At 70.3% G+C, this 23646-nt stretch carries 20 protein-coding genes and 1 pseudogene; 1 reads left to right on the top strand and 20 read right to left on the bottom strand.

The features are described from left to right. The first annotated feature begins 85 nt into the window (after positions 1–85). Entirely contained in the window at positions 86–2977 is a 2892-nt protein-coding gene (locus O7627_RS14915) for a BTAD domain-containing putative transcriptional regulator (protein WP_278094102.1), read from the top strand. Positions 2978–3182: 205 nt separating this feature from the next. Here the strand turns inward: O7627_RS14915 and O7627_RS14910 are convergent, their stop codons facing one another. The 20 genes and pseudogenes from O7627_RS14910 to O7627_RS14815 all read right to left on the bottom strand — a co-directional run bounded on the left by O7627_RS14910 (position 3183) and on the right by O7627_RS14815 (position 23420). Next, a complete protein-coding gene (locus O7627_RS14910) occupies positions 3183–3527 on the bottom strand; it encodes a hypothetical protein (RefSeq protein WP_278094101.1) in 345 nt (114 codons plus the stop codon). A gap of 183 nt (positions 3528–3710) precedes the next feature. After that, positions 3711–5255: an aminotransferase class V-fold PLP-dependent enzyme gene (locus tag O7627_RS14905; RefSeq protein ID WP_278094100.1), complete on the bottom strand. Its 1545-nt coding sequence runs from the start codon at positions 5253–5255 to the stop codon at positions 3711–3713. Between the two features lie 500 nt (positions 5256–5755). Next, positions 5756–5908, bottom strand: a pseudogene (locus O7627_RS14900) (IS5/IS1182 family transposase); the annotation flags it as partial. 5 nt (positions 5909–5913) lie between these two features. Further along, positions 5914–6903, bottom strand: a complete 990-nt coding sequence (locus O7627_RS14895) for a hypothetical protein (protein ID WP_278098290.1) — start codon at positions 6901–6903, stop codon at positions 5914–5916. Between the two features lie 186 nt (positions 6904–7089). Next, complete coding sequence (locus tag O7627_RS14890; protein WP_278098289.1) at positions 7090–8127, bottom strand: amidohydrolase family protein; 1038 nt, start codon at positions 8125–8127, stop codon at positions 7090–7092. Further along, the gene (locus O7627_RS14885; protein WP_278094099.1) at positions 8097–8618 is read right to left on the bottom strand and encodes a 3-hydroxyanthranilate 3,4-dioxygenase; all 522 of its coding nucleotides are present in this window, start codon (positions 8616–8618) and stop codon (positions 8097–8099) included. The genes O7627_RS14890 and O7627_RS14885 overlap by 31 nt, the downstream gene beginning before the upstream one ends. Position 8619: 1 nt before the next feature. Next, a complete protein-coding gene (locus O7627_RS14880; RefSeq protein WP_278094098.1) occupies positions 8620–9111 on the bottom strand; it encodes a RidA family protein in 492 nt (163 codons plus the stop codon). Further along, positions 9104–9871, bottom strand: a complete 768-nt coding sequence (locus O7627_RS14875) for a fumarylacetoacetate hydrolase family protein (protein WP_278098288.1) — start codon at positions 9869–9871, stop codon at positions 9104–9106. The genes O7627_RS14880 and O7627_RS14875 overlap by 8 nt, the downstream gene beginning before the upstream one ends. An 8-nt stretch (positions 9872–9879) precedes the next feature. Beyond that, positions 9880–10908, bottom strand: coding sequence for a 4-hydroxy-2-oxovalerate aldolase (dmpG, locus tag O7627_RS14870; protein ID WP_278094097.1), 1029 nt, complete (start codon positions 10906–10908; stop codon positions 9880–9882). Further along, complete coding sequence (locus O7627_RS14865) at positions 10905–11846, bottom strand: acetaldehyde dehydrogenase (acetylating) (protein WP_278094096.1); 942 nt, start codon at positions 11844–11846, stop codon at positions 10905–10907. Before O7627_RS14865 ends, dmpG begins: the two co-directional genes overlap by 4 nt. Further along, positions 11843–12637, bottom strand: coding sequence for a fumarylacetoacetate hydrolase family protein (locus O7627_RS14860; RefSeq protein WP_278094095.1), 795 nt, complete (start codon positions 12635–12637; stop codon positions 11843–11845). Before O7627_RS14860 ends, O7627_RS14865 begins: the two co-directional genes overlap by 4 nt. Further along, entirely contained in the window at positions 12622–14085 is a 1464-nt protein-coding gene (locus O7627_RS14855) for a 2-hydroxymuconic semialdehyde dehydrogenase (protein WP_278094094.1), read from the bottom strand. The genes O7627_RS14860 and O7627_RS14855 overlap by 16 nt, the downstream gene beginning before the upstream one ends. Next, positions 14082–15416 carry an amidohydrolase family protein gene (locus tag O7627_RS14850; RefSeq protein ID WP_278094093.1) on the bottom strand — a complete coding sequence of 445 codons (1335 nt, stop codon included), beginning with the start codon at positions 15414–15416 and terminating at the stop codon, positions 14082–14084. Before O7627_RS14850 ends, O7627_RS14855 begins: the two co-directional genes overlap by 4 nt. Next, positions 15413–17119 carry an amidohydrolase gene (locus O7627_RS14845; RefSeq protein WP_278094092.1) on the bottom strand — a complete coding sequence of 569 codons (1707 nt, stop codon included), beginning with the start codon at positions 17117–17119 and terminating at the stop codon, positions 15413–15415. Before O7627_RS14845 ends, O7627_RS14850 begins: the two co-directional genes overlap by 4 nt. Next, positions 17116–18630 (bottom strand): hypothetical protein, encoded by a 1515-nt coding sequence (locus O7627_RS14840; protein WP_278094091.1) that lies wholly within the window; start codon positions 18628–18630, stop codon positions 17116–17118. Before O7627_RS14840 ends, O7627_RS14845 begins: the two co-directional genes overlap by 4 nt. Before the next feature lie 47 nt (positions 18631–18677). Continuing rightward, the gene (locus O7627_RS14835; RefSeq protein WP_278094090.1) at positions 18678–19403 is read right to left on the bottom strand and encodes an ABC transporter ATP-binding protein; all 726 of its coding nucleotides are present in this window, start codon (positions 19401–19403) and stop codon (positions 18678–18680) included. Beyond that, the gene (locus tag O7627_RS14830; protein WP_278094089.1) at positions 19400–20206 is read right to left on the bottom strand and encodes an ABC transporter ATP-binding protein; all 807 of its coding nucleotides are present in this window, start codon (positions 20204–20206) and stop codon (positions 19400–19402) included. The genes O7627_RS14835 and O7627_RS14830 overlap by 4 nt, the downstream gene beginning before the upstream one ends. Continuing rightward, a complete protein-coding gene (locus O7627_RS14825; protein WP_278094088.1) occupies positions 20203–21258 on the bottom strand; it encodes a branched-chain amino acid ABC transporter permease in 1056 nt (351 codons plus the stop codon). The genes O7627_RS14830 and O7627_RS14825 overlap by 4 nt, the downstream gene beginning before the upstream one ends. Then, on the bottom strand, positions 21255–22142 hold the full coding sequence (locus O7627_RS14820; RefSeq protein ID WP_278094087.1) for a branched-chain amino acid ABC transporter permease: 888 nt from the start codon (positions 22140–22142) through the stop codon (positions 21255–21257). Before O7627_RS14820 ends, O7627_RS14825 begins: the two co-directional genes overlap by 4 nt. Positions 22143–22226: 84 nt before the next feature. Continuing rightward, entirely contained in the window at positions 22227–23420 is a 1194-nt protein-coding gene (locus tag O7627_RS14815; protein WP_278094086.1) for an ABC transporter substrate-binding protein, read from the bottom strand. Positions 23421–23646: the final 226 nt, after the last annotated feature.

The following is a 23646-nucleotide window of genomic DNA, read 5'->3' as shown; positions in this document are numbered from 1 at the left end:
CCCCCCTCGACCGCCGGCGCCGCACCCGTAGCCTCAGCGGTACCTTTCGCTGCCGTCCCGGGTCGTTGTTGGTAGCCTCGCCGCCGTGGCCGGGGTCAGCGTTGCGGAGGCAGGTTTCGGTTTTGGCGTTCTGGGTCCGCTGGAGGTCCGGTTCGCCGGCGCGCGGGTCTCGATCGGCGGGCCCCGGCACCGTGCGCTGCTGACCGCGCTACTGATCCGGCCGAATGCGGTCGTGTCCATCGACCACCTGGTCGAAGCGCTGTGGGAAGACCCGCCGGTGCGGGCCACGGAGCTGTTGTACGGCCGGGTCGCCGAGGTGCGCCGGGCGATGCGGTCGGTCGCCGGCCGGCCGGTGCCGGACCTGGAGACGCACGAGGGCGGCTATCTGCTGCGGGTGGCGGACGGTGCGCTGGACGCGCAGCGTTTCGAGCGGTTGGTCGAGGCCGGATCGCGGGCGGCGCAGGCGGGCGATCACCGTCGGGCGGCCGGGCTGCAGCGCGAGGCCCTCGCCCTGTGGCGCGGACCGGCGCTGGCCGACGTGGCCGACCTGCCCGGCGCCGAAGCCGAAATCGCCCGGTTGCAGGAGCTGCGGATACGTGCGGTGGAGGCGCGTGTCGACGCCGACCTTGCCCAGGGCCGACACCACGAGCTGATCGCCGAACTGGTCGCGCTGGTCGCCGAGTATCCGCTCAACGAGCGGCTGTGGGGTCAGCTGATGCTCGCCCGGCACCGGTCCGGCCGGCTCGGCGAGGCCCTGGCCACGTTCGATGCTGCGCGCCGCGAGCTGGTGGAACGGTTGGGCACCGAACCCGGGGAACATCTGCGAGGGTTGCACCGGCAGTTGCTGCGCCCGGACCTGGAGTCGAGCCCGGATGTACCGGTACCGGTCGTGGTGCTGCCCCGGCCGCTGACCACCTTCATCGGCCGCGACAGCGAGGTCGCGACCGTCCGGCGCCTGCTTCGGACGCATCGGCTGGTGACCGTGACGGGAGTGGGCGGGGCCGGCAAGAGCCGGCTCGCCCTGGAGGCCGCTGCTGGACGGGCTGCATGGCTGGTCGAACTCGCCGCGTTGACGCAGCCGGACCTGCTGCCGGACGCGGTGGCTGACGCGCTGGGTCTGCCGCCGCACAGCACCCGGCCCCGGCTGGACTCCGTTGTCGAGCACCTGCGCGGCGTCGATGGCCTGCTGATCCTGGACAACTGCGAGCACCTGCTGGGCTCCGCCGCCGGGCTGGCCGAGCGAATCCTGGCAGGGTGCCCCGGGTTGCGGGTCCTGGCCACCAGCCGGGAACGGCTCGGCGTCACCGGCGAGGTACTGCTCCCGCTGCTCGGCCTGGCCATGCCCGAAGCCGGCGCCGCCACGGCGGAGTCGGCCGGCCGGTCATCCGCCGTCCGGTTGTTCGTGGAACGGGCAACCGCCGTTAGCCCCGGCTTCGCGCTGACCGACCGGAACGCCACGGCGGTCGCCGCGATCTGCCGGGAACTCGACGGTCTGCCCCTGGCCATCGAGCTGGCCGCAGCCCGCGCCAACGCCTTCACCATCGCTGAACTCGCAGCCCGGCTCGGCGATCGCTTCGGCCTGCTCCGGGGCGGCCGCACAGCCGAGCCGCGGCACCGTACCCTGCACGCTGTCATGGACTGGAGCTACCGGCTCCTGGACGACGACGAACGCCGCCTGTTCGCCCGGCTGAGCGTCTTCGCCGGCCGGTTCGAGCTCAGCTGGGCGGAGCAACTGGCCGCCGACCTCCACCCACCCGCCACGACCGCGGGCATCGTCGCCGCGCTGGTCGACAAGTCCCTGCTGAGCCACGAATCCGGCCGCTACCGGATGCTGGAAACGCTGCGGGCGTACGGGGCCGAGCAGCTGGCCGAGCACGGCGACCTTGATCACACCCGGGACCGGCACGCCGCGCTCGTGGTGGCGATCGCCGACGATCCGCACCAGCAGTTCGAAGGCGACGGCACGGCTGCGCAGCTGGTGGGCGCCACGATCGAGCAGTTCCGCACAGCGATGGACTGGTCCGCCGACCGGGGCGACGCGCAGACCGCGCAGCGCATCGCCGAGGCGCTGACCCTGCACTGGCACGAGCCCGGCCAGCACGCGGTGGACCGCCGATGGTTGCAGTCGACGCTGCACCGCGGCGAGCACATCTCCCCGACCGTGCGCGCCCGGGCGCTGAGCGGGTTGACCCTGCTGGCGGCTCATCAGGGCGATCTCGACGCGGCCACCGTCGCAGGCGAAGAGGCCGCCGCCCTGTTCCAGGAGGCCGGCGACATGGACCGCTATGCGATAGTGCTGCGCCGACTCGCCTTCGCGGAGATCTTCTGCGGCAGCCTGAACCGGGCCGACGCCCTGCTGAACCGCGCCCAGCAGGCCACCGCGAACCCGAAGCCGGGAGTTGGGGCAGCGGTACTCACCGAACGTGCCCTGACGGCTCTGCTGCTCACCGACTTCGACCGGGCCGCCCAGCTCAGCGACGACGTACACAAGATCCTGCGGGACGTCGACAATCCTGACCTGCTCACCTACACGACCCTGATCCGTGCCGAGGCGACCCGCAACCTCTCCGGCCCGGCCGCGGGCGCCGAATGGCTGTGTGCCGCGCTCCGCCGCATCGACGGCACGGGATGGCTGTGGAACACCGCCCTAGGACTACAGGTCGCGTCACGGTTCTTCGACGACCTCGGACTGCCCCGGCAGGAGGTCATCGTGCTGTCCGCCGTCCACGAACTACTTCAACAGCCCGGCGGCGCGTTGCTGCGCTGGGCCGAGCGACACAACCACAAACGGCTCGCGTCGCTGCGGGAAACCCTGGGTACCGAGCGGTTCGAAGCACTCGTGTGGGAGGGGCGGACCCGGCCCGTCATCGATCTGCTCGACGAGGCCCACCGCCAACTGTCACCGCCGAACCTGCACATCGCCCACGAACATGTGCAGACGGCACGAAGGTCACCGCCGGAAACTGGCCCTGCCTGACTCACAGGGAGGCAGCATCCCGGAGGGATCGATTGACGATAACTGCTGCGGCGGCTGCGCACGATCGGCATCGTCGACGAACATGGCGGCACGTTCGGCGTCACACGCCTGCACCGGCGCCTCGTCCCCGGTGACCCGCTGCAGACAGTGCCACCGGTGCTCGTACGCGGCCTGGCCGACGTTGACGGAACCGGTGGTGGTACGGTCAGCGGCCGGCTGGCCATCCCGGACCGTACGGCGGACCGGCGCAGTGCAGCAGGTGGTCGCTCAGCCAATCGAGGACTTCCTGCGGCAGGAGGGACGGATCCGTGAGCAGGGTCGCGCTGAGGTCGCCGTTGGCGGTGATCTGCCGGAGTTCTTCGAGCGCCTGATGCCCACGACGGTCATCGCGCCACTGTGGATGGCCCGGATCGGCGAGTAGGACGCCGATGCGATGCACGATGACCGGCCAGCTCGGCATCCCCTTGTGGTCACGGCCGTACAGGAGCGCTCTCGGGATGAGGTACGTTTCGAGTGGCGCTGGCACGCAGGTGTGATCCGCGAGTGCCATCAGGGCGTTGATCCGGTCCTTGACATGCCGGCGGTAGTCGCCGAGGAACCCGTAGCCGGGATCTGGCAAAGTTCGACCGCCGGTGCCGGCCCAGGAACGCTCCCGATCGAGTAGGTGTTCCTCGAAGTCGATCAGCCCAGCGTCGCGGTTGTGCGCGGTCAGCGACCCACCCGGTGCGCCGGCTTAGCCGGGCGAAGGCTGGTTGAACAACTGCGGCGATTCGAAGATCGCTGTGGCGGCCGCCCGATACTCGGCGTAGACGTCGTTGGACCCCACGACGATCCGGTCCTCGTGCGCATGATCATCCAGTAGGTCGGCTATTCGGTGGGTGCTGGCACGTGTGTCGCGGTGTGCCCAGGATCCGGTGGTTTCGTCGAACCGGTACAGCGGGACCATGCGCCATCCGTGCGTGGCCACCAGGTCGACCGCCGCGATGAGGTAGTCGGTGGCTTCCTCGGAAAGATCGAATCCGAACGTCACGCGGGTCCAGCCAGGACGCGCACCGAGCCGTCCGACGGCAACCAGGTCGGCGTATCTCCGTGACTGCTCTTGGGTGATGTGGAGCAGCTCATGACCGTACGAGGAGGCACACGAGCAGCCGCCTCGGCTCTGAATGCCGAAGAGATCATTGAGCAGGGCTACGACCAGATGATGGTGTACCAATTTTCCGTCTGGCCTTCGTACGAGGAACGACACGATCGGAAGCCGGTCCTTGTCGAGGTCGCCAAGGATCTCGATTGCCGGATTGCGTCGCCAGGCCGCGATAGCCCGGCGTACGCGATGCGTCTCCCGACCGCGGATCACGTCGAAGCCGATCTCGTGGGCTAGCTGGAAGACCATCCCGGCGCGGATGGACTCTATGATGGCGGGAGTGCCGCCTTCCTCGCGTTGCGCGGCGTCCTGGGTGTACAGCCGGACGGTGGGGCCTACGAAGTCGACAGTGCCGCCTCCCGGCATGGTCGGCACGTCGTTGTTGATCAGCTCGCGGCGGATCACCAGGATTCCTGGTGTGCCCGGGCCGCCGAGGAACTTGTGCGGCGATAGGAACACCGCGTCATGGTACGAGGCTGGTCGTCCGGGTGCACCGGTCATGGTGACGCCGCGGTGCGGTGCGGTCGCCGCATAGTCCCAGCAGGCGAGAGCGCCGTGGCGGTGCAACAGCTCAGATGCCGCGTTGACGTCGGCCAGCGCACCGGTGACGTTGGATCCCGCTGAGAAGGCACCGATGCGCAGCCTGCGATCCGCGTACCGCACCAGCTCGTCGCGTAGCTGGGCGAGGTCGAGGTCGCCCTGAGCGTCCTCGCCGATGCGCACCACGTCGGCGACCGACTCGCGCCAGGGGAGCTCGTTGGAATGATGCTCGTGGGGTCCGACGAAGATCACCGGCACCTCGGTGCGGGGCGAGGCCGTCAGCCCGAGCCGCCGGTCCAGGTCCGATACGACGTGCAGTCCCAGGATCCGCATGAACTTGTCGACAGCGGCGGTAGCTCCCGAACCTGTGAAGATCACCGCATGTTCGTCGGTACCACCCACGACGTCGCGAATGATGCGACGTGCGTCCTCGCGCAAGGCAGTAGTGCGACGGCCCGTTTCCGACGTATCGCTGTGCGTATTTCCATACCAGGGAAGGACCCGCTCACGGACAACATCCTCGATAAGCGCGAGGGACCGCCCGGACGCGGTGTTATCGGCGTAGGTGATTCGGCGGGGCCCGAACGGTCCGAACATCACACTGTCGTCACCAAAAGTGACGAGCCTCTTGCTCGTCTGGTCTGAGCCGTGCGGCCCTTCCGCGGGTAACTCCACAGGCGCGTCGGACGTACGGCTAGCGGTCGGCGGGGCCCTCCGGTCAACCCGGCCCGGACGCTCTGGGGATGCTGCGCTCCCATGGTGGCGCTCCTCGCTGTTGCGTATCCCGTTGAGGCATGAATCGTCAGCCCGGCCAGATTGAGGGCCAAGCGGTTCCATGCCAGAAATCAGTGACTTTTTCCACAAGCAGACAGATCAGCCGTTGCGAAACCACACAATCTCGCCGTAGCGCTCAATGGTCACGTTCTGGTTTGCAACACCGTCCGGAACGGCATCTGCGCCCCCAAGGCGGGTGGGAAGGTCTAGTCGCGCACCTCTGCAAGTCCGTTTGGCCCAGGTGTGTGGAGAGTGACTCAGTCCGGAAATCGCACCACTACGAGGACGCCGTACGCCTGCCGAGCATGCGCCGCAGAAAATTCCAGTCGGCGGATCCGCTGCATAGCGGTGGCCAAGTCGTCGGCAGTTTGCGCGGGCAAGGCGATCGCTCCTGCACGTGGCGTCAGGGGGTGCTCACCACCCTCGGACCCGGCAGCTAGCCGGATGTACGTATCGCCGTTACGCAAGTGCGGTACCGGCGTCAGTCGCGATGGCGGCCGGACTCCAGGTGCCACCGCAGATTCCCGCTGATCCACCCCGTCAGATCCGCCATGAACCGGCTCAGCGTCGGGCCGCCCTCAGTTTTGACGTTCTCGACGAGTGCCAGGTACTCCGTGGCGATCTCGTTGTGGATGGCCACGCCGGCCTGGGCGGCCTCGGCGTGGTCGCACGACCTCTCCCTCATAAGGATCGTGACGACGTCAGCGCTGCCAGGCGCTGAGGTGCGCTCCCCCTTCGTGGAGTAGAGGTCGTTCACTATGAGGATCTGGGCGTTGGCCAGGTCGATTGCCCTGGCCACATCAGGGTGGTAGTACGCGTCGGGCGGAACTTCGTAGCCACCTACGACGTCGATGATCGACAGACACGGCTTCCCGCTGTTCGCTTGACGATGGGACAGGTACTCCCATAACGGCAGGTCGTCCCGGGCGTAGCGCCACATCGCCTCGGCTGACATTCCCATGAACATCGCGATGGTGGCGTGCTCGTAGCGGCCCATCTGTGCCGGCGTCGCACGGCCGGCGAGTTCCGAGCGTGTTTCCCGGAGAGCACGAAGGATGGGGTCTTTTCTCGTTTCCTCGGCCAGCAACGCCTCGAATCGGTGCAAAGTGCTGGGCGGATCCACGATGCTCAGTGCCCGCGACAGCCTGGGGGCTGTCCGCAGCGGGTCGGCCCCCAACGCCTCGTCGTCACAGTAGTAGTCGTCGCAGGCCACGAGCGTTGCGATATTCTTCGCTGCCAGCAACAGGAGGTCGACGTTCAACGCCGACGGATGCGTCAGCAGTGCGAACAAGCCGAACCGTGTGTCGTGCACATCGGTACGACCGGCGAAGATGCCAACGGACTCGATCCAGTCCTCGATCTGCCTGTCGAGCTCACGCGCCAGTGCGGCGTCGGTCGGCGGGATCGCGCGGTGCACCAGCTTGTCGACCAGGTCCTGGCGGGACTGGACTGCGTGAGACGTCGGTGTCATGGACAAGGTCCGTTCCTTTGCCAGTCGGAAATCTGGAAAACGAAATCTCCACCACGCGACTTTCGCCTCCGGACCTGCACACCGGCTACACGCGCATACAGCCAGCGTGAGGGTCACCGCTGTTTGCTTGTCCTCCCAACGCACGGAGTCAGCACCACACCCACACCCAACTGAGCGGCGTTGGCCCTAGCCGAGACCGAGGAAGGTGCGGGCGTTTCCGGCCAGGAGCGCGTCCCGTTCATCGGCGACGAGCAGCGGGTTCTCCCGGATGACCTGCCCGGCCGGGTGCTCGCCGAGCGGGTACGGATAGTCGGAGCCGAGCATCACCCGGTCGACACCGACGACGTCCACCAGGAGCCGCAGCGCGTGATGGTCGAAGACCACGCTGTCGACGTAGAAGCGGTCCAGGTACTCCGACGGTGGACGCGACGAGGTGCCCACCACGTCCGGTCGACGGTGCCAGGCGTTCTCCATCCGGCCGAGCCAGAACGCGAAGGACCCGCCGCCGTGGGCGAAACAGATCCGCAGCGACGGGGGCAGCCGGTCGAAGGCGCCGCCCAGGATCATCGCCAGGATCGACAGGTGGGTCTCGGCCGGCATTCCGGTCAGCCACTGTGCCATCCACCGCCCCAACCGGGGCGAGGTCGGCATGTCCCACGGGTGTACGAAGACCGGGACGTCCCGCTCGGCGCAGTGCTGGAGGAACGCCACGATCCCGTCGTCGTCGAGGTCGCGGTCCCCGACGTGGTTGCCGATCTCGACCCCCCGGTGCCCGGCCGCCAGGCAGCGGTCGAGTTCGGCGCGGGCGGCGTCCGGGTCCTGGAGGGGAACCTGGCAAAACGGCAGCAACCGGGACGGATCGGCCGCGCAGATCTCAAGCGCGAGGTCGTTGAAGATCCGCGCGACCCGTACCGCCTGCTCCGGGGGGCGGTCATAACAGAAGAAGACCGGGGTCGGCGAGACCACCTGGATCGCGACACCGGTCCGGTCCATCTCGGCCAGTCGCAGCTCACCGGACCAGCAGTCGGCACCGATCCGACGAAACTCCTCGGACCCGACCATGATCATGGCATCGCGTTCGGAGGTGACCCGCAGCCACGGCCACCTGTCCCCGCCCCCGGCCGCCGTCCCGAGATCGGGCCAGCCGCGCGGCACGTAGTGGGTGTGGACGTCGATCGCCCCCGTCACCGGCGTCAGCCCTTGCCCGGGTGCAGTTCGCCGCAGGCCCCACAGGTACGGGCCTCGGTGTCCTCGTAGAACGCGGTGAAGACCGGGGGCAGGTCCTGGACGATGTCCCGCACCTGCAACTCGACCTCGTGCACCAGGGCCGCGCAGTTCAGGCAGTACCACTGGAACCGTTCCAGGGTGCCCTCCTCCCGGACCCGCTCGATCACCAGCCCGATCGAACCCTCCTCCGGCCGTTGCGGAGAGTGCGGGACGTCGCGAGGCAGCAGCCAGACCTCACCCTCGCGGATGTGCACCGTCTTCGGGCCGTCCTCGGTGATCAGGTTGACGTGCATGTTCCCTTTTAGCTGGTAGAACCACTCCTCGTACGGGTCGACGTGGAAGTCAGTACGCTGGTTGGGCCCGCCGACCACCTGGACGATGAAGTCCTGGCCGGTTGCCATCGCCCGGTTGTTGACCGGTGGCCTGAGCAGGTGCCCGTGCTCCCTGACCCAGCTGTCGAAGTTCTCGGTCGCGGTGATGTCGGTCATCTCAACTCCTCGGTCGGTGGCCCGTCGGCGCGTACGCGACGGCCTGGATCTCGATCAGCAGATGCGGGTGCGGCAGTTGGTGCACCGCCACGGTGGTCCGGGCCGGCCCCGACTCGTCGAAGAACTCGGCGTACACCTCGTTGTAGCCACCGAAGTCGTTCATCGAGACCAGGTAGGTCGTGACCTGGACGACGTCGGCGAGTGAGGCACCGGCGGCGGCCAGGATCGCCGACATGTTGGTGAGGACCGCCCGGGTCTGTTCCCGGATGTCGAGGCTCGCCGTGCCGAGGGCATCGGCGCTCGCCCCGGCAATGCTGTTGTCCGGGCGGCGGGCGCTGGTGCCGGAGACGAAGACGAACCCGCCGGCCGCCCGGGCGTGCGGGAACCGGCCCCGTGGCACGGCGAGGTCGGCGACCAGGTGGGCGCCGCCGGCCTTCGCCACCGTGGATGCAGCGGCGACGGGGGTCTCCGGGTGGGACGGGACGTCAGGCATGGCGGATCCCACGGACGCCGGCCCGGCCGAGTCCGGCGATGGCGCATTCCGCCGGGCCGGGCGCCAGCGGCGCGGCGGAGGTCGCCGCCCCGGCGAGGATCACCTGGCCGGCCCGGAGCGGGACCCCCAACGACCGGGCGAGTCCGACCAGTTTGCGCAGCGCCCGGGTCGGGTGCCCGAGGATGGCGGCGGTGGAGCCGATCTCGACGGTCCGGCCGGCCACGTCGAGCCGTACGGCGAGGTTGCCGACGTCGCGGTCGGGCGCGGTCCAGGGGCCGAGCACGTACCGGGCCGAGGAGGCGTTGTCGGCGACGACGTCGGGCAGGGTGAACGAGAAGTCCCGGTACCGAGAGTCGATGATCTCCAGGGCCGGGGCGACGGCGGCAATGGCCGACGGCGCCGGGCCACCCGGATCGACGCCGTCGATCTCCTCGGCCAGCAGGTAGGCGATCTCGGGCTCGATCCGGGGGTGGATCAGGCCATCAAGGTCGACCTCGGCGCCGTCGTCGATCCGCATCTCCTCGGTGAGCCGGCCGACGATGATCTCGGAGATGCCCATCTGGGCCATCTTCGCGCGGCTGGTGAAGCCGAGTTTGACGCCGGAGGCCCGCTCGCCCCGGTCGAGCCGGAGCTGGTACGCCGCCGCCTGGATCTCGTACGCCCGCGCCACGTCCAGCTCACCGGCGGCGGTGAGCTGGGTGACGGCGGTGGCGCCCCGTTGGGCGTCGTCGAGGTGCCGGGCCGCCCAGGCCACGTCGATCGGCGTTTTCACCTGGCCACCTCCGGCTCGGCGCGGGCGGCGGAGAGCAGGTCCAGCGCCACGTCCACGATCATGTCCTCCTGACCTCCGACCAGCCCTCGGCGGCCGATCTCCACGAGAATCTCCCGGGTGTCCAGGCCGTACCGGGTCGCCGCGCGTTCGGCGTGCAGCAGGAAGCTGCTGTAGACACCGGCATACCCGAGGGTGAGGGTTTCCCGGTCGACCTGCACCGGGCGGGTCCGCAGGGGTCGGACGAGTTCCTCGGCCGCGTCCTGGAGCGCGAAGAGGTCGCAGCCGTGTTCCCAACCGAGCAGGTCGGCGACGGCGACGAACGGCTCGGCCGGGCAGTTGCCGGCGCCGGCGCCCTGCCCGGCGAGTGCGACGTCGACCCGGTAGGCGCCGTGTTCGACGGCGGCCAGGCTGTTCGCGACCGAGAGGGAGAGGTTCTCGTGGGCGTGGATGCCGACCTCGGTCTCGGCGTCGAGCACCTGCCGGTACGCGTCCACCCGGTCGGCGACGTCGCGGGTGGTCAGCCGGCCACCGGAGTCGGTGACGTAGACGCAGTGCGCGCCGTACGTCTCCATCAGCCGGGCCTGCGCCGCCAACTCGGCCGGCGGGCTCAGGTGGCTCATCATCAGGAACCCGGCGACGTCCATGCCGTGCTCACGCGCCCAGGCGATGTGTTGGGCGGAGATGTCGGCCTCGGTGCAGTGGGTGGCGATCCGGACGCTGGTGACCCCGAGGGCGCGGGCGCGGGCCAGGTCCCGGATCGTGCCGATGCCGGGCAGCAGCAGGGTGGTGAGCCGGGCCCGGGAGATCTCCTCCGCCGCGGCGGTGAGCCATGCCTCGTCGGTGTGCGCGCCGAAACCGTAGGTCGCGCTCGACCCGCCGAGACCGTCGCCGTGGGCAACTTCGATCGCGGCCACGCCCGCCGCGTCGAGAGCCGCCACGATCCGGCGTACGGCGGCGACCGGATACTGGTGTCCGATGGCGTGCATCCCATCGCGGAGCGTCACATCCTGTATGTATGTCCTCATCCGGTCACCCACCCGCGCAGCTCGCTCATCCGCTCGGCCGCGCGGACGGCGGCGGAGGTCATGATGTCGAGGTTCCCGGCGTACGCCGGGAGGTAGTGCCCGGCGCCGGTCACCTCCAGGAAGACGCTGACCCGTAGGCCACGGAACGGCCCGTCCAGCGCCGGCAGGTACGGGATGTCGACCGGGTCGAACTGCACCGCCTGCTTGAGCCGGTAGCCCGGCACGTACCCGTGGACGTCGCCGACCATCGCCTCGATCGACCGGCGGATCGCCTCCCGAAGGGCGAGGTCGGTGGAATCGGCGACGAAGCAGTAGACGGTGTCCCGCATGACGATCGGTGGTTCGGCGGGGTTCAGCACGATCACGGCCTTGCCGTGCCGCGCCCCGCCGACCGTCTCGATCGCCCGCGCCGTGGTCTCGGTGAACTCGTCGATGTTCGCCCGGGTGCCGGGCCCGGCCGAGCGCGACGCGATCGAGGCGACGATCTCCGCGTACGCCACCGGGGTGACCCGGGAAACGGCCGCCACCACCGGGATCGTGGCCTGTCCGCCGCAGGTGACCATGTTCAGGTTGGTGGCGTCGCGGTGCTGGTCCAGGTTGACCGGGGGGACGACGTGCGGGCCGATCGCGGCCGGGGTCAGGTCGATCATCAGCTTGTCGTGCTTGGCGGCGACCTCCGCGTGCCGGGCGTGCGCCCCGGCGGAGGTTGCGTCGAGCAGCACCCGGGCCGGGCCGAACTCGGGGAGGGCGAGCAGGCCGTCGATGCCGTCGGCGGTGGTGGCCAGGCCGAGCCGGCGGGCTCGGCCCAGGCCGTCGGAGTTCGGGTCCACCCCCACCATCGCGATGGCGGTGAGGGTCGAGGAGTGTCGCTTGATCTTGAAGAGGAGGTCGGTTCCGATGTTGCCCGACCCGAGGATGGCGACCGGTACCCGACTCACGGCGTCTCCCCCGCGATGATTGCTTCCACGGATCCGAGTCCGGCGAGGTGGGCCCGGTAGCGGCCGGGCGCGGTGACCGGCACCATCGGGCCGAGCGCCCCGGAGAGGACGATCTCGCCGGCCCGCAGCGGTGTGCCCCGGCGGCTCAACTCCCGCGCCAGCCAGACCACCGCCGTCACCGGGCTGCCGAGGCAGGCCGAGCCGGCGCCGGTCGAGGCGGGTTCGCCGTCCACCTCCAGCACCATGCCGATCTCGGCCAGGTCAAGACCGGCGAGCGGGTACGGGGTGGTGCCGAGCACCACCGCGCCGCTTGAGGCGTTGTCCGCGACGGTGTCGGTGATCCTGATGTCCCAGTCCCGGATCCGGGAGTCGACGATCTCGATCGCGGCGAGGACGAAGTCGGTGGCCCGCAGCACGTCCGCCACCGAGGGCTGTTCGACGGTGATGTCGGTGCCGAGGACGAAGGCGACCTCGGCCTCCACCCGGGGCTGCAGGAACGCCGGGAGCGGCACCGGTTGGGCGTGGCTGTGCACCATGTCGTCGAGCAGGGTGCCGAAGTCCGGCTGGTAGACGCCGAACTGGCGCTGCACGGCCGGCGAGGTGAGGCCGATCTTGCGGCCGACGATCCGGGCGCCGGCGGCGACCCGGTCGTCGATCAGGGCGGACTGCACCGCGTACGCGGCGTCCAGATCGGTCTCGCCGATGAGGGTCCGGACCGGCTCGCAGGGGGCCCCGGTGGCGGCGGCGCCCGCGAGCGCGGTCACCGCCCGGGCGGTCAGATCTGTACGCATACGTTGGTCAGCTCCGTGTAGAAGTCGGCGGAGAACTCGCCACCCTCCCGGCCGATGCCGGAGAGTCCCCGGCCACCGAACGGCGAGCGCAGGTCGCGCAGGAACCAGGTGTTGACCCAGGAGATGCCGACCCGCATCCGCTGCGCCACCCGGTGCCCACGGCTCAGGTCGGTGGTCCAGACGGCGGCGGCGAGGCCGTACTCGGTGTCGTTGGCGAGCGCCACCGCCTCCTGCTCGGTGTCGAACGGGATCAGCGCGGCGACCGGCCCGAAGATCTCCTCCCGGACCGGACGGTCGGCGTTGGTCAGCCCGCTCCAGAGGGTCGGCTCGATCCACCACCCACTGTCCAGTTCGGACCCGAGGGCGGGTACCCCACCACCGGCGAGCAGGGTGGCGCCGGAGTCGGCGGCGGCCCGGTAGTAGGAAAGCACCTTGTCCCGGTGCCCGGCCGAGATCAGCGGGCCGGTGGTGGTCCGCGGGTCCTGCGGGCGGCCGAGCCGCAGCCCCCGGGCGGCGTCGGCGAGCCGGCCGGCGACCTCGTCGAAGATCGGCCGTTGCACGTAGACCCGCTCGGTGCAGAGGCAGACCTGACCCGTGTTGGCGAAGACCGAACGGGTCAGCCCGGCGATGGTGAGGTCGAGGTCGGCGTCGGCGAAGACCAGGGCCGCGTTCTTGCCGCCCAGCTCGAACGAGACCGGCCGGACCCGGGGCGCCACGTCCCGCATGATCGCGGAGCCGGTCGCCGACGAGCCGGTGAAGGTGACGCCGTCGACGCCGGGGTGGCGGACCAGGAACTCGCCGGCCGAACCGACCCCGAAACCGTGCACCACGTTGTACGCGCCGGACGGCAGCCCGCACTCGGCCAGCACCTCCGCCAGCAGCGTCGCGGTCGACGGCGTCTCCTCGCTGGGCTTGACGACGACGGCGTTGCCGCAGCCGAGCGCCGGGGCGACCTTCCAGGTCAGCAGGAGCAGTGGCAGGTTCCACGGCACGATCACCGCGACGACGCCGAGCGGGGAGCGGACGGCGTAGTTGAGAGCCTGCCGGCCGTCGGGCAGGTCGGTCAGGAACGACGGCTGCCCGGCCTCGGTCGCGATCCCGGCGAAGGTCCGGAAGTTCGCGACCGCGCGGGCCACGTCCAGCCGGCGGGCCTCGTCGACCGGCTTGCCGGTGTCGGCCACCTCCGCGGCGACGAACTCCTCGGCCCGTTCCTCGATCCGGTCGGCGACCCGGCGCAGCAACTCGGCGCGGGCCGCCGGCCGCCAACCGCCCCAGCCGCCGTCGAGTGCCGCGCGGGCCGCCGAGACCGCCCGGTCGACCAGGTCGGCGTCGGCCTCGTGCACCCGGGCGAAGACCCGGCCGTCGACCGGGTCGACGGCGTCGAAGGCGCGCTCGTCGGGTTCGACGAGTTCCCCGCCGACGGCGTTGCGGATCCACCGGTCGGTCACGCCGCCCCCAGCCCGGCGGAGGCGAGGATCGCCTCGTGTGCGGTGGCGGCCTGCTCCCGCAGTCGAGCCAGGTCCACTCCGACCAGCCGGCCGGCCCGCTTGCGCGGCACTCCGGCGACCAGGACGGTGTCCACGTCCGCCCGGTCGGCGCAGGAGACCACGATCCCGGCCGGGTCACGCAACGGCAGGGTGCGGATCGTGTCGGCCCGGACCAGCACGATGTCCGCCGCCTTGCCCGGGGTAAGGCTCCCGGTCCGGGAGTCCAGGCCGCATGCGGCGGCGCCGTCGATGGTGGCGAGCCGGAGCACATCGCGGTGGGTCAGCGTCGGTGTGAAGGCACCCTCCGGGTCCGCCGGCAGCGCCTCGGCCCGGCCGAGGGCGAGCGCGGTCCGCAGCTGGGTGAACATGTCACCGGGCGAGGTGGTCACCGTGTCGACGCTCAACGTCGGGGGCACGCCGTGGGCGAGCATCGCCGTGATCCGGGGCAGGCCGTGCCCCATCACCATCTCGACGTACGGGGCGATGGAGACCGATCCGCCAGAGTCGGCGATCATCGCGATCTCCTCGTCCGATGTGGTGGTGCAGTGGATGAAGGTGGTGTTCGGGCCGAGCAGGCCGAGCCGGTGCAGTTCCCGGATCGGGCTGCCGGTGGCGCCGCCGGAGCGCATCGCGGTGTGCACCGAGACGCGGACCCCCAGCTCCCGGGAGAGGTTCCAGTCGTGGGTGGCAACCGCGTCCACCACGTTGCCCGGCTGACGCAGGGCGAGGGCCATGGTGAGCAGCGAGTCGTCGCTGGCGAAGTGCTCGGCCCGGATCCGGCGGGCGTCGGCCGGATGGTTCAGCTCACTGCGGTACCACCACTGGCCACCGGCCGGCATGCCGTGCGCGTACATGGCCCGGATGCCGGCCGACCGGAGGCCCTCGATGGCGCCGTCGGCGTGCTCCGGAGTCTCGCTCGGCGACCAGTCGACCATCGTGGTGATGCCGGAGTCGAGCGCGTCGAGGGCACCGAGATGATTGCCGAGCCGCATGAACTCCGGGGTGTAGGCGGGGGCGACGCTGTTGAAGATGGTGCCCATGAACTCGCCGAGGGTGCAGCTCGGCAGCAGCGCCCGGACCAGCGACTGGTAGGTGTGCCGGTGGGTGTCGACGAAACCGGGGATGACCACCGTTCCGGCGGCGTCGACGACCTCGGCGTCGTCGGCGGGCAGCTCCGGCCCGATCGCGGCGATCCGGTCGTCGACCACGAGGATGTCGGCCCGGGGCAGGTCGCCCAGGTCCGGGTCCATGGTCACCAGGTGGCCACCCTGGATCAGCAGTCTGCGGCTCATCGGCTCTCCTCCGAAGTCGGATCGGCGGCCAGCGGGCCGGCCGCGAAGTCGCCGGACAGGTGGACCGGGCGGCCGCCGAGCAGGGTCAGTTCGGACTCCAACGTCGGAATCCGGTCCACGTCGACGGTGAGGTAGTCGTCGGAGAGGACCGCCAGATCGGCCCGGAAGCCCGGCAACAGGGCGCCGATCTCGTGCTCGGCGAAGCAGTTCCAGGCGCTGCCCCGGGTGTAGAGGCGCAGCGCCTCGGTCCGGTTCAGCAGGTTCTCGGGGGCGACGATCCGGTCGCCCCCGATCGTCTGACCGGTGAGATAGAAGTGCAGCGAGGTGAAGGGGTCGTAGGAGGCGCCGCGCATCGCGTCGGTGCCGGCGCTGACCGGCACCCCGGCGTCGAGCAGTGCCCGCAGCGGTGGTGCCGACCGGACCCGGTCCGCCCCGAAGGCGCTGATCATCTGGTCGCCGAGGAACCGCAGCAGGCTCTGGGTGAGTACGCCGAGACCAACCGCCCGGATCCGGCCCACCTGGCCGGCGTCGATCATCTCGCCGTGCACGATGCCCCAGCGCAGCGGCGCCAGCGGCACCCGCGCGTTCACCGTCTCGCAGGCGGCGATGATCGTCTCGATCACCTCGGGGCGGTGGGCGTGCATCTGGACCGGCCAGCCCCCGGTCGCCAGGGCGGTGAAGAGCTCGGTGAGTTCCGCCCGGTCCGCGTCGGTGACGTCCACCCGGGTGTGCACCCGGTCATGCAGTCCATAGAGGACAACCTCACCGAATCCCAGCAGGCGCAACGTTTCGCTGCCGTGCCGGCGCCGCCCGTACCGCAGGTAGCCGGCGATCTCCTCCCGCTCCCGGCCGCGCGCCGAGGCGTGCACGGTCAGGAAGGTGCGTACGGTCAGTTCGCCCCGGCGGTCCGCCTCGTACACGGCGTCGTAGACATCGGGACCGGTGTTCACCCCGCCGCCGTCGATCAGGGCGGTCACCGCGAACCGGTTCAGGTCCCGGGAGAGCCGGGCGGTCGAGGCGACCTGCTGCTCGGGGGTCTGTTCCGGCAGCCGGGCGTAGAGCCACTTGCAGCCCGGCATGCCGAGCACCCGGCCGGTCAGCCGGCCGTCGCCGTCCCACTCGAAGAGGTGCGCCCCGGCCCGGTGCGCCTCCTCGACGGTGATCCCCGCCGCCCGCATCCCGGCCGTGTTGACCTGCGCCCAGTCGTACATCATCTGGACCAGGACCGGATGCTCCGGCGCCACCCGGTCAAGTTCGGCCCGGGTCGGGCCGCGGCCCTCCGGGAACTGGCGTTCGTTCCAGCCACCGATGACTAGGACCCACTCGTCACGGGGGCCCGACCTCGCCGCCTCGGCGATCGTGTCGAGCCCGGCGGCCAGGCTGGGGCAACGTTCCCAACGCAGCTCGGCGTTCCAGGTCAGGCCGGCCCGGACGAAGTGGATGTGATTGTCCACCAGGCCGGGGATCACGCACCGCCCACCCAGGTCGACGACCCGGGTGGCGGCGCCGGCGTACCGCCGGACGTCAACGTCGGAGCCGACCGCGAGGACCCGTCCCGCGCGCACCGCGAGCCCGGACACCCGATCGGGTACGGCCGCCGGTGCGCCACCGGCCCCCGGCGTCGCCTCGGCCGTCGTGGTGATCTCGCCGTTGACCAGGATCAGGTCGGCGGTGTGACCGGTCTCGGCGCGGGGACCGCTCATCGTGACGACCGGTCCAGGGTCAGCGCGTCCGGGCGCGGGTCGCCGAGCAGCGGGCTGGTCAGCAGGTACATGCCGGAGTTGGTGAAGGCCCAGACCAGCCGCCGGTCCCACTCGACGAAGATGCTCTCGGTCGGCACCAGGTAGGACCGCGGGTTGTCGAGGTCGTCGGTCATCCGGGGCACGAAGTACCCGACCCGCTCCGGGGACCGCAGGTCGGTCAGGTCGAACATCTGCACCCCGGCGTTGCCGAACGAGTAGAGCGTCAGGTTCGGGTCCGGGGTGCCCGGGTGGGCGTTGGACCCGAACCGTTTCGGGCCGAACTTGCCCCGCCGGAAGACGAAGTCCGGGTACGGCGCCTCCGGCGGCGGCAGCGGCCGGGGCAGGGTCGAGATGATCCGGGGCGCCGTCGGATCGGCGACGTCGACGACGTACACCTCCTTGTACGGTTCGTACCCGTCCTCGTTCATCGGACCACCGTTGATCAGCACGACGCCCCGGGACCCGATCCGGCCGGTGTCCACCACGTCACCCTCGATGCCGGCCCAGCTCTCCGGGAGTTCCAGGTGGCCGGTGACGACCGGTCGGGCCGGATCGGCGAGGTCGAGGATGTACAGACCGAGGCCGCCCATCACCGCGTAGCCGTACCGGCCGCCCCGGTCCAGTGGGACCGGCACCGAGGTGGGCACCCGGGCACCGATCCACGAGTTCCGGTTGCCGTGCCGGCTCCACGCCCGGTACGCCTCGACCTCGTCGGCCCGCTGCCCGGGCACCCACCAGGTGGAGACGAGCTGCGGGTTGGCCGGGTCGGCGACGTCGTAGATCAGCTGCGCCGGCGTGTACGGGTAGGTGGCGAACTCCTGGTTGATGAAGCTGTCGTCGGGTGCGGCCGAAATGTAGAGGTACCGCCCGCCGTCGTAGCCGGGGGTGTCGACGCCACCGGAGCCCTGGTGGATGCCGGTGACCGGATCGACCGGCCCGGTCGGCACCTCGGCGAGCAGCTTCCACTCGGTGGGGCTGGTCAGCTCGTAGACCCGGAACCCCCGGAAGCCAGGGACCGACATGAGCCGGGACAGCACCGCCGGGTCGGCGTACTTGTTGGAGTCCTGCCCGTAGGTGCGGGGCACCTCGAAGCACTGGATCAGAATCCAGGCACCGAGCCGTTCGTTGTAGCCGATGGCGGCGGCACCGAATTCACCCTCCTCCGGGGCGTACCGCTTCTCCAGGATCAGGTCCCGCCCGGTCGGATCGGTGATGTCGTAGATGTTCAGCGCGTGCCGGTAGTAGTGGAACATGTAACGCCGGCCGCCCATGTCGACCACGTTCTGCCAGGTGTGGGTCAGCCGGACGACGGTCGGCCAGCGTCCCTCGACGGTCATCCCCGAGGCGTACTCGCGCTCCTCCAGGTAGTCCAGGCTCTGCGGCAGCGGGCGGGGTCCGCTGACGTAGGGGGTGCTCCCCGGATGGACGAAGATCCCGCGCTCGCCGTCCCAGCCGTAATCGGACGCTGCCATCTCGACCTCACTCGCCTTTCTGTCCTGTTCCCGAAGCGGTCCCTCGTTCACGCGGTGGTGCCCTCACCGCCGACGCTCATCAGCGTCCGCACCCGGTCCCGGTCGGCGCGGAACCCGCCGGGGGTGGTCCGCCAGGCGATCTCGCCCTTGACCATGACCGCGACGTGGTCAGCGAGATCCAGCGCGAGGCGGACGTTCTGTTCGACCAGCAGCACGGTGATGCCGTCGGCCCGCAACGCCCGGATCACGTCGGCCACCTGTTGTACGACCATCGGGGAGAGTCCGTCGGAGGGCTCGTCCAGCAGCAGCAGCCGTGGATTGGTGAGCAGCGCCCGGCCGATCGCCAGCATCTGCTGTTCTCCGCCCGAGAGCTGGTTGCCCCGGTTGCCACGCCGCTCGCGCAGGCGGGGCAGCAGGTCGTAGACCCGGTCCAGGGTCCACGCCCCGGGCCGCTGGCGCCGGATGGCGACCCGCAGGTTCTCCTCGACCGAGAGTGGGCTGAAGACCCGTCGGCCCTGCGGGACCAGGGCGATGCCGGCCGCCGCGATGACGTCGGTCCGGCTCCCGGCGAGGTCCCGGCCGGCGAAGCCGACGCTGCCCCCGTAGGTCTGGACCAGGCCCATCAGGGACATCACCAGGGTGGACTTGCCCACCCCGTTGCGCCCGAGGATGGCGAGCACCGAACCTTCGTCGATGGCGACGTCGACCCCGTGCAGCACCACGCTGCCCGCGTATCCGGCACGCAGGCCGCGTACGTCCAGCAGTGCGCTCACGACCGCTCCCCCTTCGACGCCTCGTCGACCGGATCGGCGTCGGGGTCGTCCTCCGCTGCCGACCAGGAGAGGTACGCCTCCTGGACGGCCGGGTTCGCCGACACCTCGTCCGGGCCGCCGGTGGCGAGGAGTTGGCCGTGGTGCAGGACGCTGATCTGGGTCGCCAGGCTGAAGACCACGTCCAGGTCGTGTTCGACGACGATCACCGTCAGCTCCGGCGGCAGGCCCTTGACGAGGGTCACGAAGTCGGCCGACTCGGAGGCGGACATCCCGGCGGTCGGCTCGTCCAGCAGCAGTACCCGCGGGCGTGACGCCAGGGCGAGGGCGAGTTCGAGCTGACGCCGTTCGCCGTGCGACAGTGATGCGGCGAGGTCGTCGGCGCGCTGTTCCAGCCCCACCGCGGCGAGGTTCTCCTCGGCCCAGGTGGTCCGCTCGGTGTAGCGACGGGCGGCGCGCCACCAGACGGTCCCGATGCCCTGCACCCGCTGCGCGGCCAGCGCCACGTTCTCCCGCACGGTCAGCGGCATGAAGACGCTGGAGTGCTGGTAGGTCTGGGCGATCCGCATCCGGACCCGGCGGGGCTGGGCGTAGCCGGTGATGTCGGTACCGAAGTAGCGGATCCGCCCGGAGCTGGGGCGGACCTCGCCGGAGAGGAGCTTGAACATCGTCGACTTGCCGGCCCCGTTCGGGCCGATCAGGGCATGCCGCGCCCCGGCGTCCACGGTGAGGCTGACGCTGTCGACGGCCCGCAGCGCCCCGTACGCCCGGGTCAGATCGTCGATCTCGAATGCCGCCGTGGTCATGTCCGCTCCGTTCCACCGCGTCGCGCCGCCGGTCCGCCACCACGGCGCCGATTGATCAGCGCGGCGAGGTCGGACCGCCAGGTGGCCAGGCCCGAGATGCCGTCCGGCAGCAGGTAGACGACGAGGATCAGGACCGCTCCCAGCACCACCGGGCCGAGACCCTGCAGGGAGATCGGCAGCATGTTCTGCACGACGATGATCAGGGCCGAGCCGGCGACCGCGCCCCAGAGGCTCTGCGCGCCGCCGACGATCAGGGCGAGCAGCGCCAGCGCCGAGGCGTGGAAGCTCATGTCCGCTGGCGCGATGAAGAGCGTCTGGGTGACCCAGAGGGAACCCGCCATGCCGGCGAAGCCGCCGCTGACACAGAACGCCGCGTACTTGTAGCGGGCGGTGCTGTAGCCGAGCGCGCGCATCCGGGGCTCGTTGTCCCGGATGCCCCGCAGGGCGGCGCCGAACGGCGACCTGATCAGCAGGGCGATCAGCGCGGCCAGGATCAGCACCGCGCCGACGATGTACCAGTAGACGACGGCTACGTGGCGCAGCTCCACCCCGGGTACGAGGGTCAGGGTGGGGATGTTGGCCAGGCCGTCCGAGCCGCCGGTGAGCGTGACCCGGGCGATCGCCGCCAGAGCCAGCAGTTCACCGATGGCGAGGGTCAGCATCAGCAGGTAGGTGCCCCGGACCCGGACCAGGAGCCAACCGGTGAGCGCGGCGACGGCCATCCCGGCCACGGCCGAGATCAGCAGCAGTAGCGGCGAGTTGGTGGTGAGTCGGCTGGCAAGCAGGCCGGTGGCGTAGCCGCCGACCCCGAAGAAGCCGGCCTGTCCGATGGTCGGCATGCCGGCCACCCCCATCAGCAGCACCATGCTCATGACCATCAGCGAGAAGGCCAGAACCTGGGTCAGGGTCGAGATGGCGTACGGCCCGGTCAGGAAGGGCGGTGCGACGGCGGCCACGACGAGCAGCGGTGGGGCGAGCAGTCGCAGCGGGGAGCCTGCCCACGGAGTGCTTCCGGTCACCGACGAGCCGGCCCGGGTGGCGTTGCCGGTCACGTCGTCGCCCCCGCCCGGCCGAGCAGCCCGTGCGGCCGGACCACGAGAATCAGCGCCATCGCGCCGAAGATGAGGAAGGGCGCGATGGCCGGGGCGAGCGCGGTGCCGAGGGTCTGTACCTGTCCGATCAGCAGGCCGCCGATGAGCGCGCCGCGGGCCGAGCCGAGGCCGCCGACCACGACCACGACCAGGGCGATGAGCAACACGTGTCCGTCCAGCCCGGGTCCGGCGCCGAGCACCGGTCCGCCGATCACGCCGGCGACGACCGCCAGGGCCGACCCGGCGGCGAGCACCCCGTAGACGATCCGTCGGGTGTCAACGCCCAGGGCGCGGACCATGTCGGCGTCCGCGACGATGGCTCGCACGGTGGCTCCCATCATCGTTCGTTCGAGGATGACCTCGGCGAGGATCGCGACCAGGAGGCCGAAGCCGATGAGGACGAGACGGTAGCTGGGGTAGGGGTTGCCGAAGATCTCGATGCTGCCCTGCAGTCCGGCGGGGGCGGGCACCGAACGGACGTCCGCACCGAAGACCCAGAGCAGGAGACTGCCGCCGGCCAGTGAGACGCCGAGCGTCAGCAACGCCTCGGCCATGTGGCCACGCTTGGCCAGCGGCCTGGTGATCATCCCGAGGCCGAGTCCGGCGACGGCGCCGACGACCAGGGCGATGGTCAGGGCCAGCAGCCAGGACAGCCAGGCGCCGTCGGGTGCCACCATCGCCGCCGCCACGTACGCCCCGCCGAGGAAGAGCGTGCCGTGTGCCAGGTTCAGCAGGTTGAGCATGCCGAAGACGAGCGAAAGGCCGACGGCGAGGGTGTAGAGCAGCAGCCCGTAGGCCAGCCCATTGATCATGGTAATGAGGTTGGCGTCGAACCAGTGCGTCACTGCGGGTACCTCCTTCCTCGGTCGTGGAACCGTTGGCCGGCCGCGGGGCGTTGTCCCGGGGCGAACACCGCCCCGCGGTCGAGGTCAGGAGGACTGTCCCTCGCTTGTGTAGACGCCGAGTTCGGCGATCACCTCGTTGGTCATCACCCCACCGGTCTCGGTGGCCCGGCGCAGGTAGATGGTCTGGGTTGGCGCCTGAGCGGCATCGAAGCGCCAGGTGCCACGCGGCGTCTCGATGTCGCCGATGTCGGGCAGGGCGCCGTTGATCGCCTCACCGGTGACGGCGCCGTCGCCGATCGCGGCGATTGCCTTGTCGAGCACCGCCGCAGAGGCGTACTGGGCCTCGGAGTAGACCGACGGTTGGGCGTCGAACTTGGCGACGTAGGCGTCCACGAACGCCTTGTTGACCGGCGAGTCGATCTGCGGGGTGTAGATCGAGTTGGTCAGTACTCCACTAGCTGCCGTGCCCTGGGCGGAGAGCGTCCCCTCGGTCAGTGCCTGGTTGCCGTAGAGCGTGGCCTCTCCGCTGAGTCCGAACTGCGAGTACTGGGTGACGAACGAGGCGGCCTCGGCGCCGGCGTAGAAGGCGTAGACCGAGTCCGCGCCGGAGTTGCGGATCTCGGAGAGGTACGGCTGGAAGTCCTGGGTCGTGCCGAAGGGGGTGAACGCCTCGCCGGCGATCTCGACCCCGCCGGCTTCGAGCCCGCCCTTGACCGCCTCGATGATGTCGTGGCCCTGCTTGTAGTCGGCCCCGATCAGGTAGACGCTCTTGTCCTTCTCCTCACGGACCAGGTAGTCGACGATCGAGGTGTTCATCATCGGGTTGGTCCAGCCGACCCGCCACCAGTACGGGTTCTCGGTGACCTGGGCGGTGGAGATGACCGGGACCTTGGCGTCGGAGAAGACGGTGGCGACGCCGACCGCGGTGGCGCTGTTGACGATGCCGGTGACGGCCGCCACCTGCTCCTGCTGGACGAGGCGGCGGGCGGCGGCGGTGCCGGTCTGCGGTGTGCTGCCCTCGTCGATGACGACCATCTCGACCTCGCGGCCACCGAGCTGGTTCTCGTGCTCCTCCAGGTAGACCTGCATGGCCCGCTCAAGATCGGTCCCGATGGAGGCGTACACGCCGGACTTCGGCACCAGGAAGCCGATCTTCACGGGGCCACCGTCGGCGCCCGTGTCGGAGTTGTCGTTCCCGGTGACCGCGCTGCCGCCGCAGCCCGCCAGGGCGATGGTGAGCGCACCCGCCACCGCGATCACCGATCTTCTGTATCCCATACCGCACTCCTCGTCATCGGGGGCATCGCCGGTGCCGCAACTACGGACAGCCGTCGATTAGAATGTCAGACTTGTCAGAAATACTTCTTATGCCTGATGGCGCTCCGGCGACGAGATGTCGGGGCCGGAACCTGTCGTGGTGCCCTTGTCCGGCATCCGCTCCGCGGCTTCTGGGATCGGGCTCGATCGTTCCGTTGACGTTTAACTGCCCTAGTGGCTATCTGGC

Source organism: Solwaraspora sp. WMMD1047 (genome assembly GCF_029626155.1).
Lineage (GTDB): Bacteria > Actinomycetota > Actinomycetes > Mycobacteriales > Micromonosporaceae > WMMD1047.
This window is presented reverse-complemented; position numbering and strand designations above follow the sequence as displayed.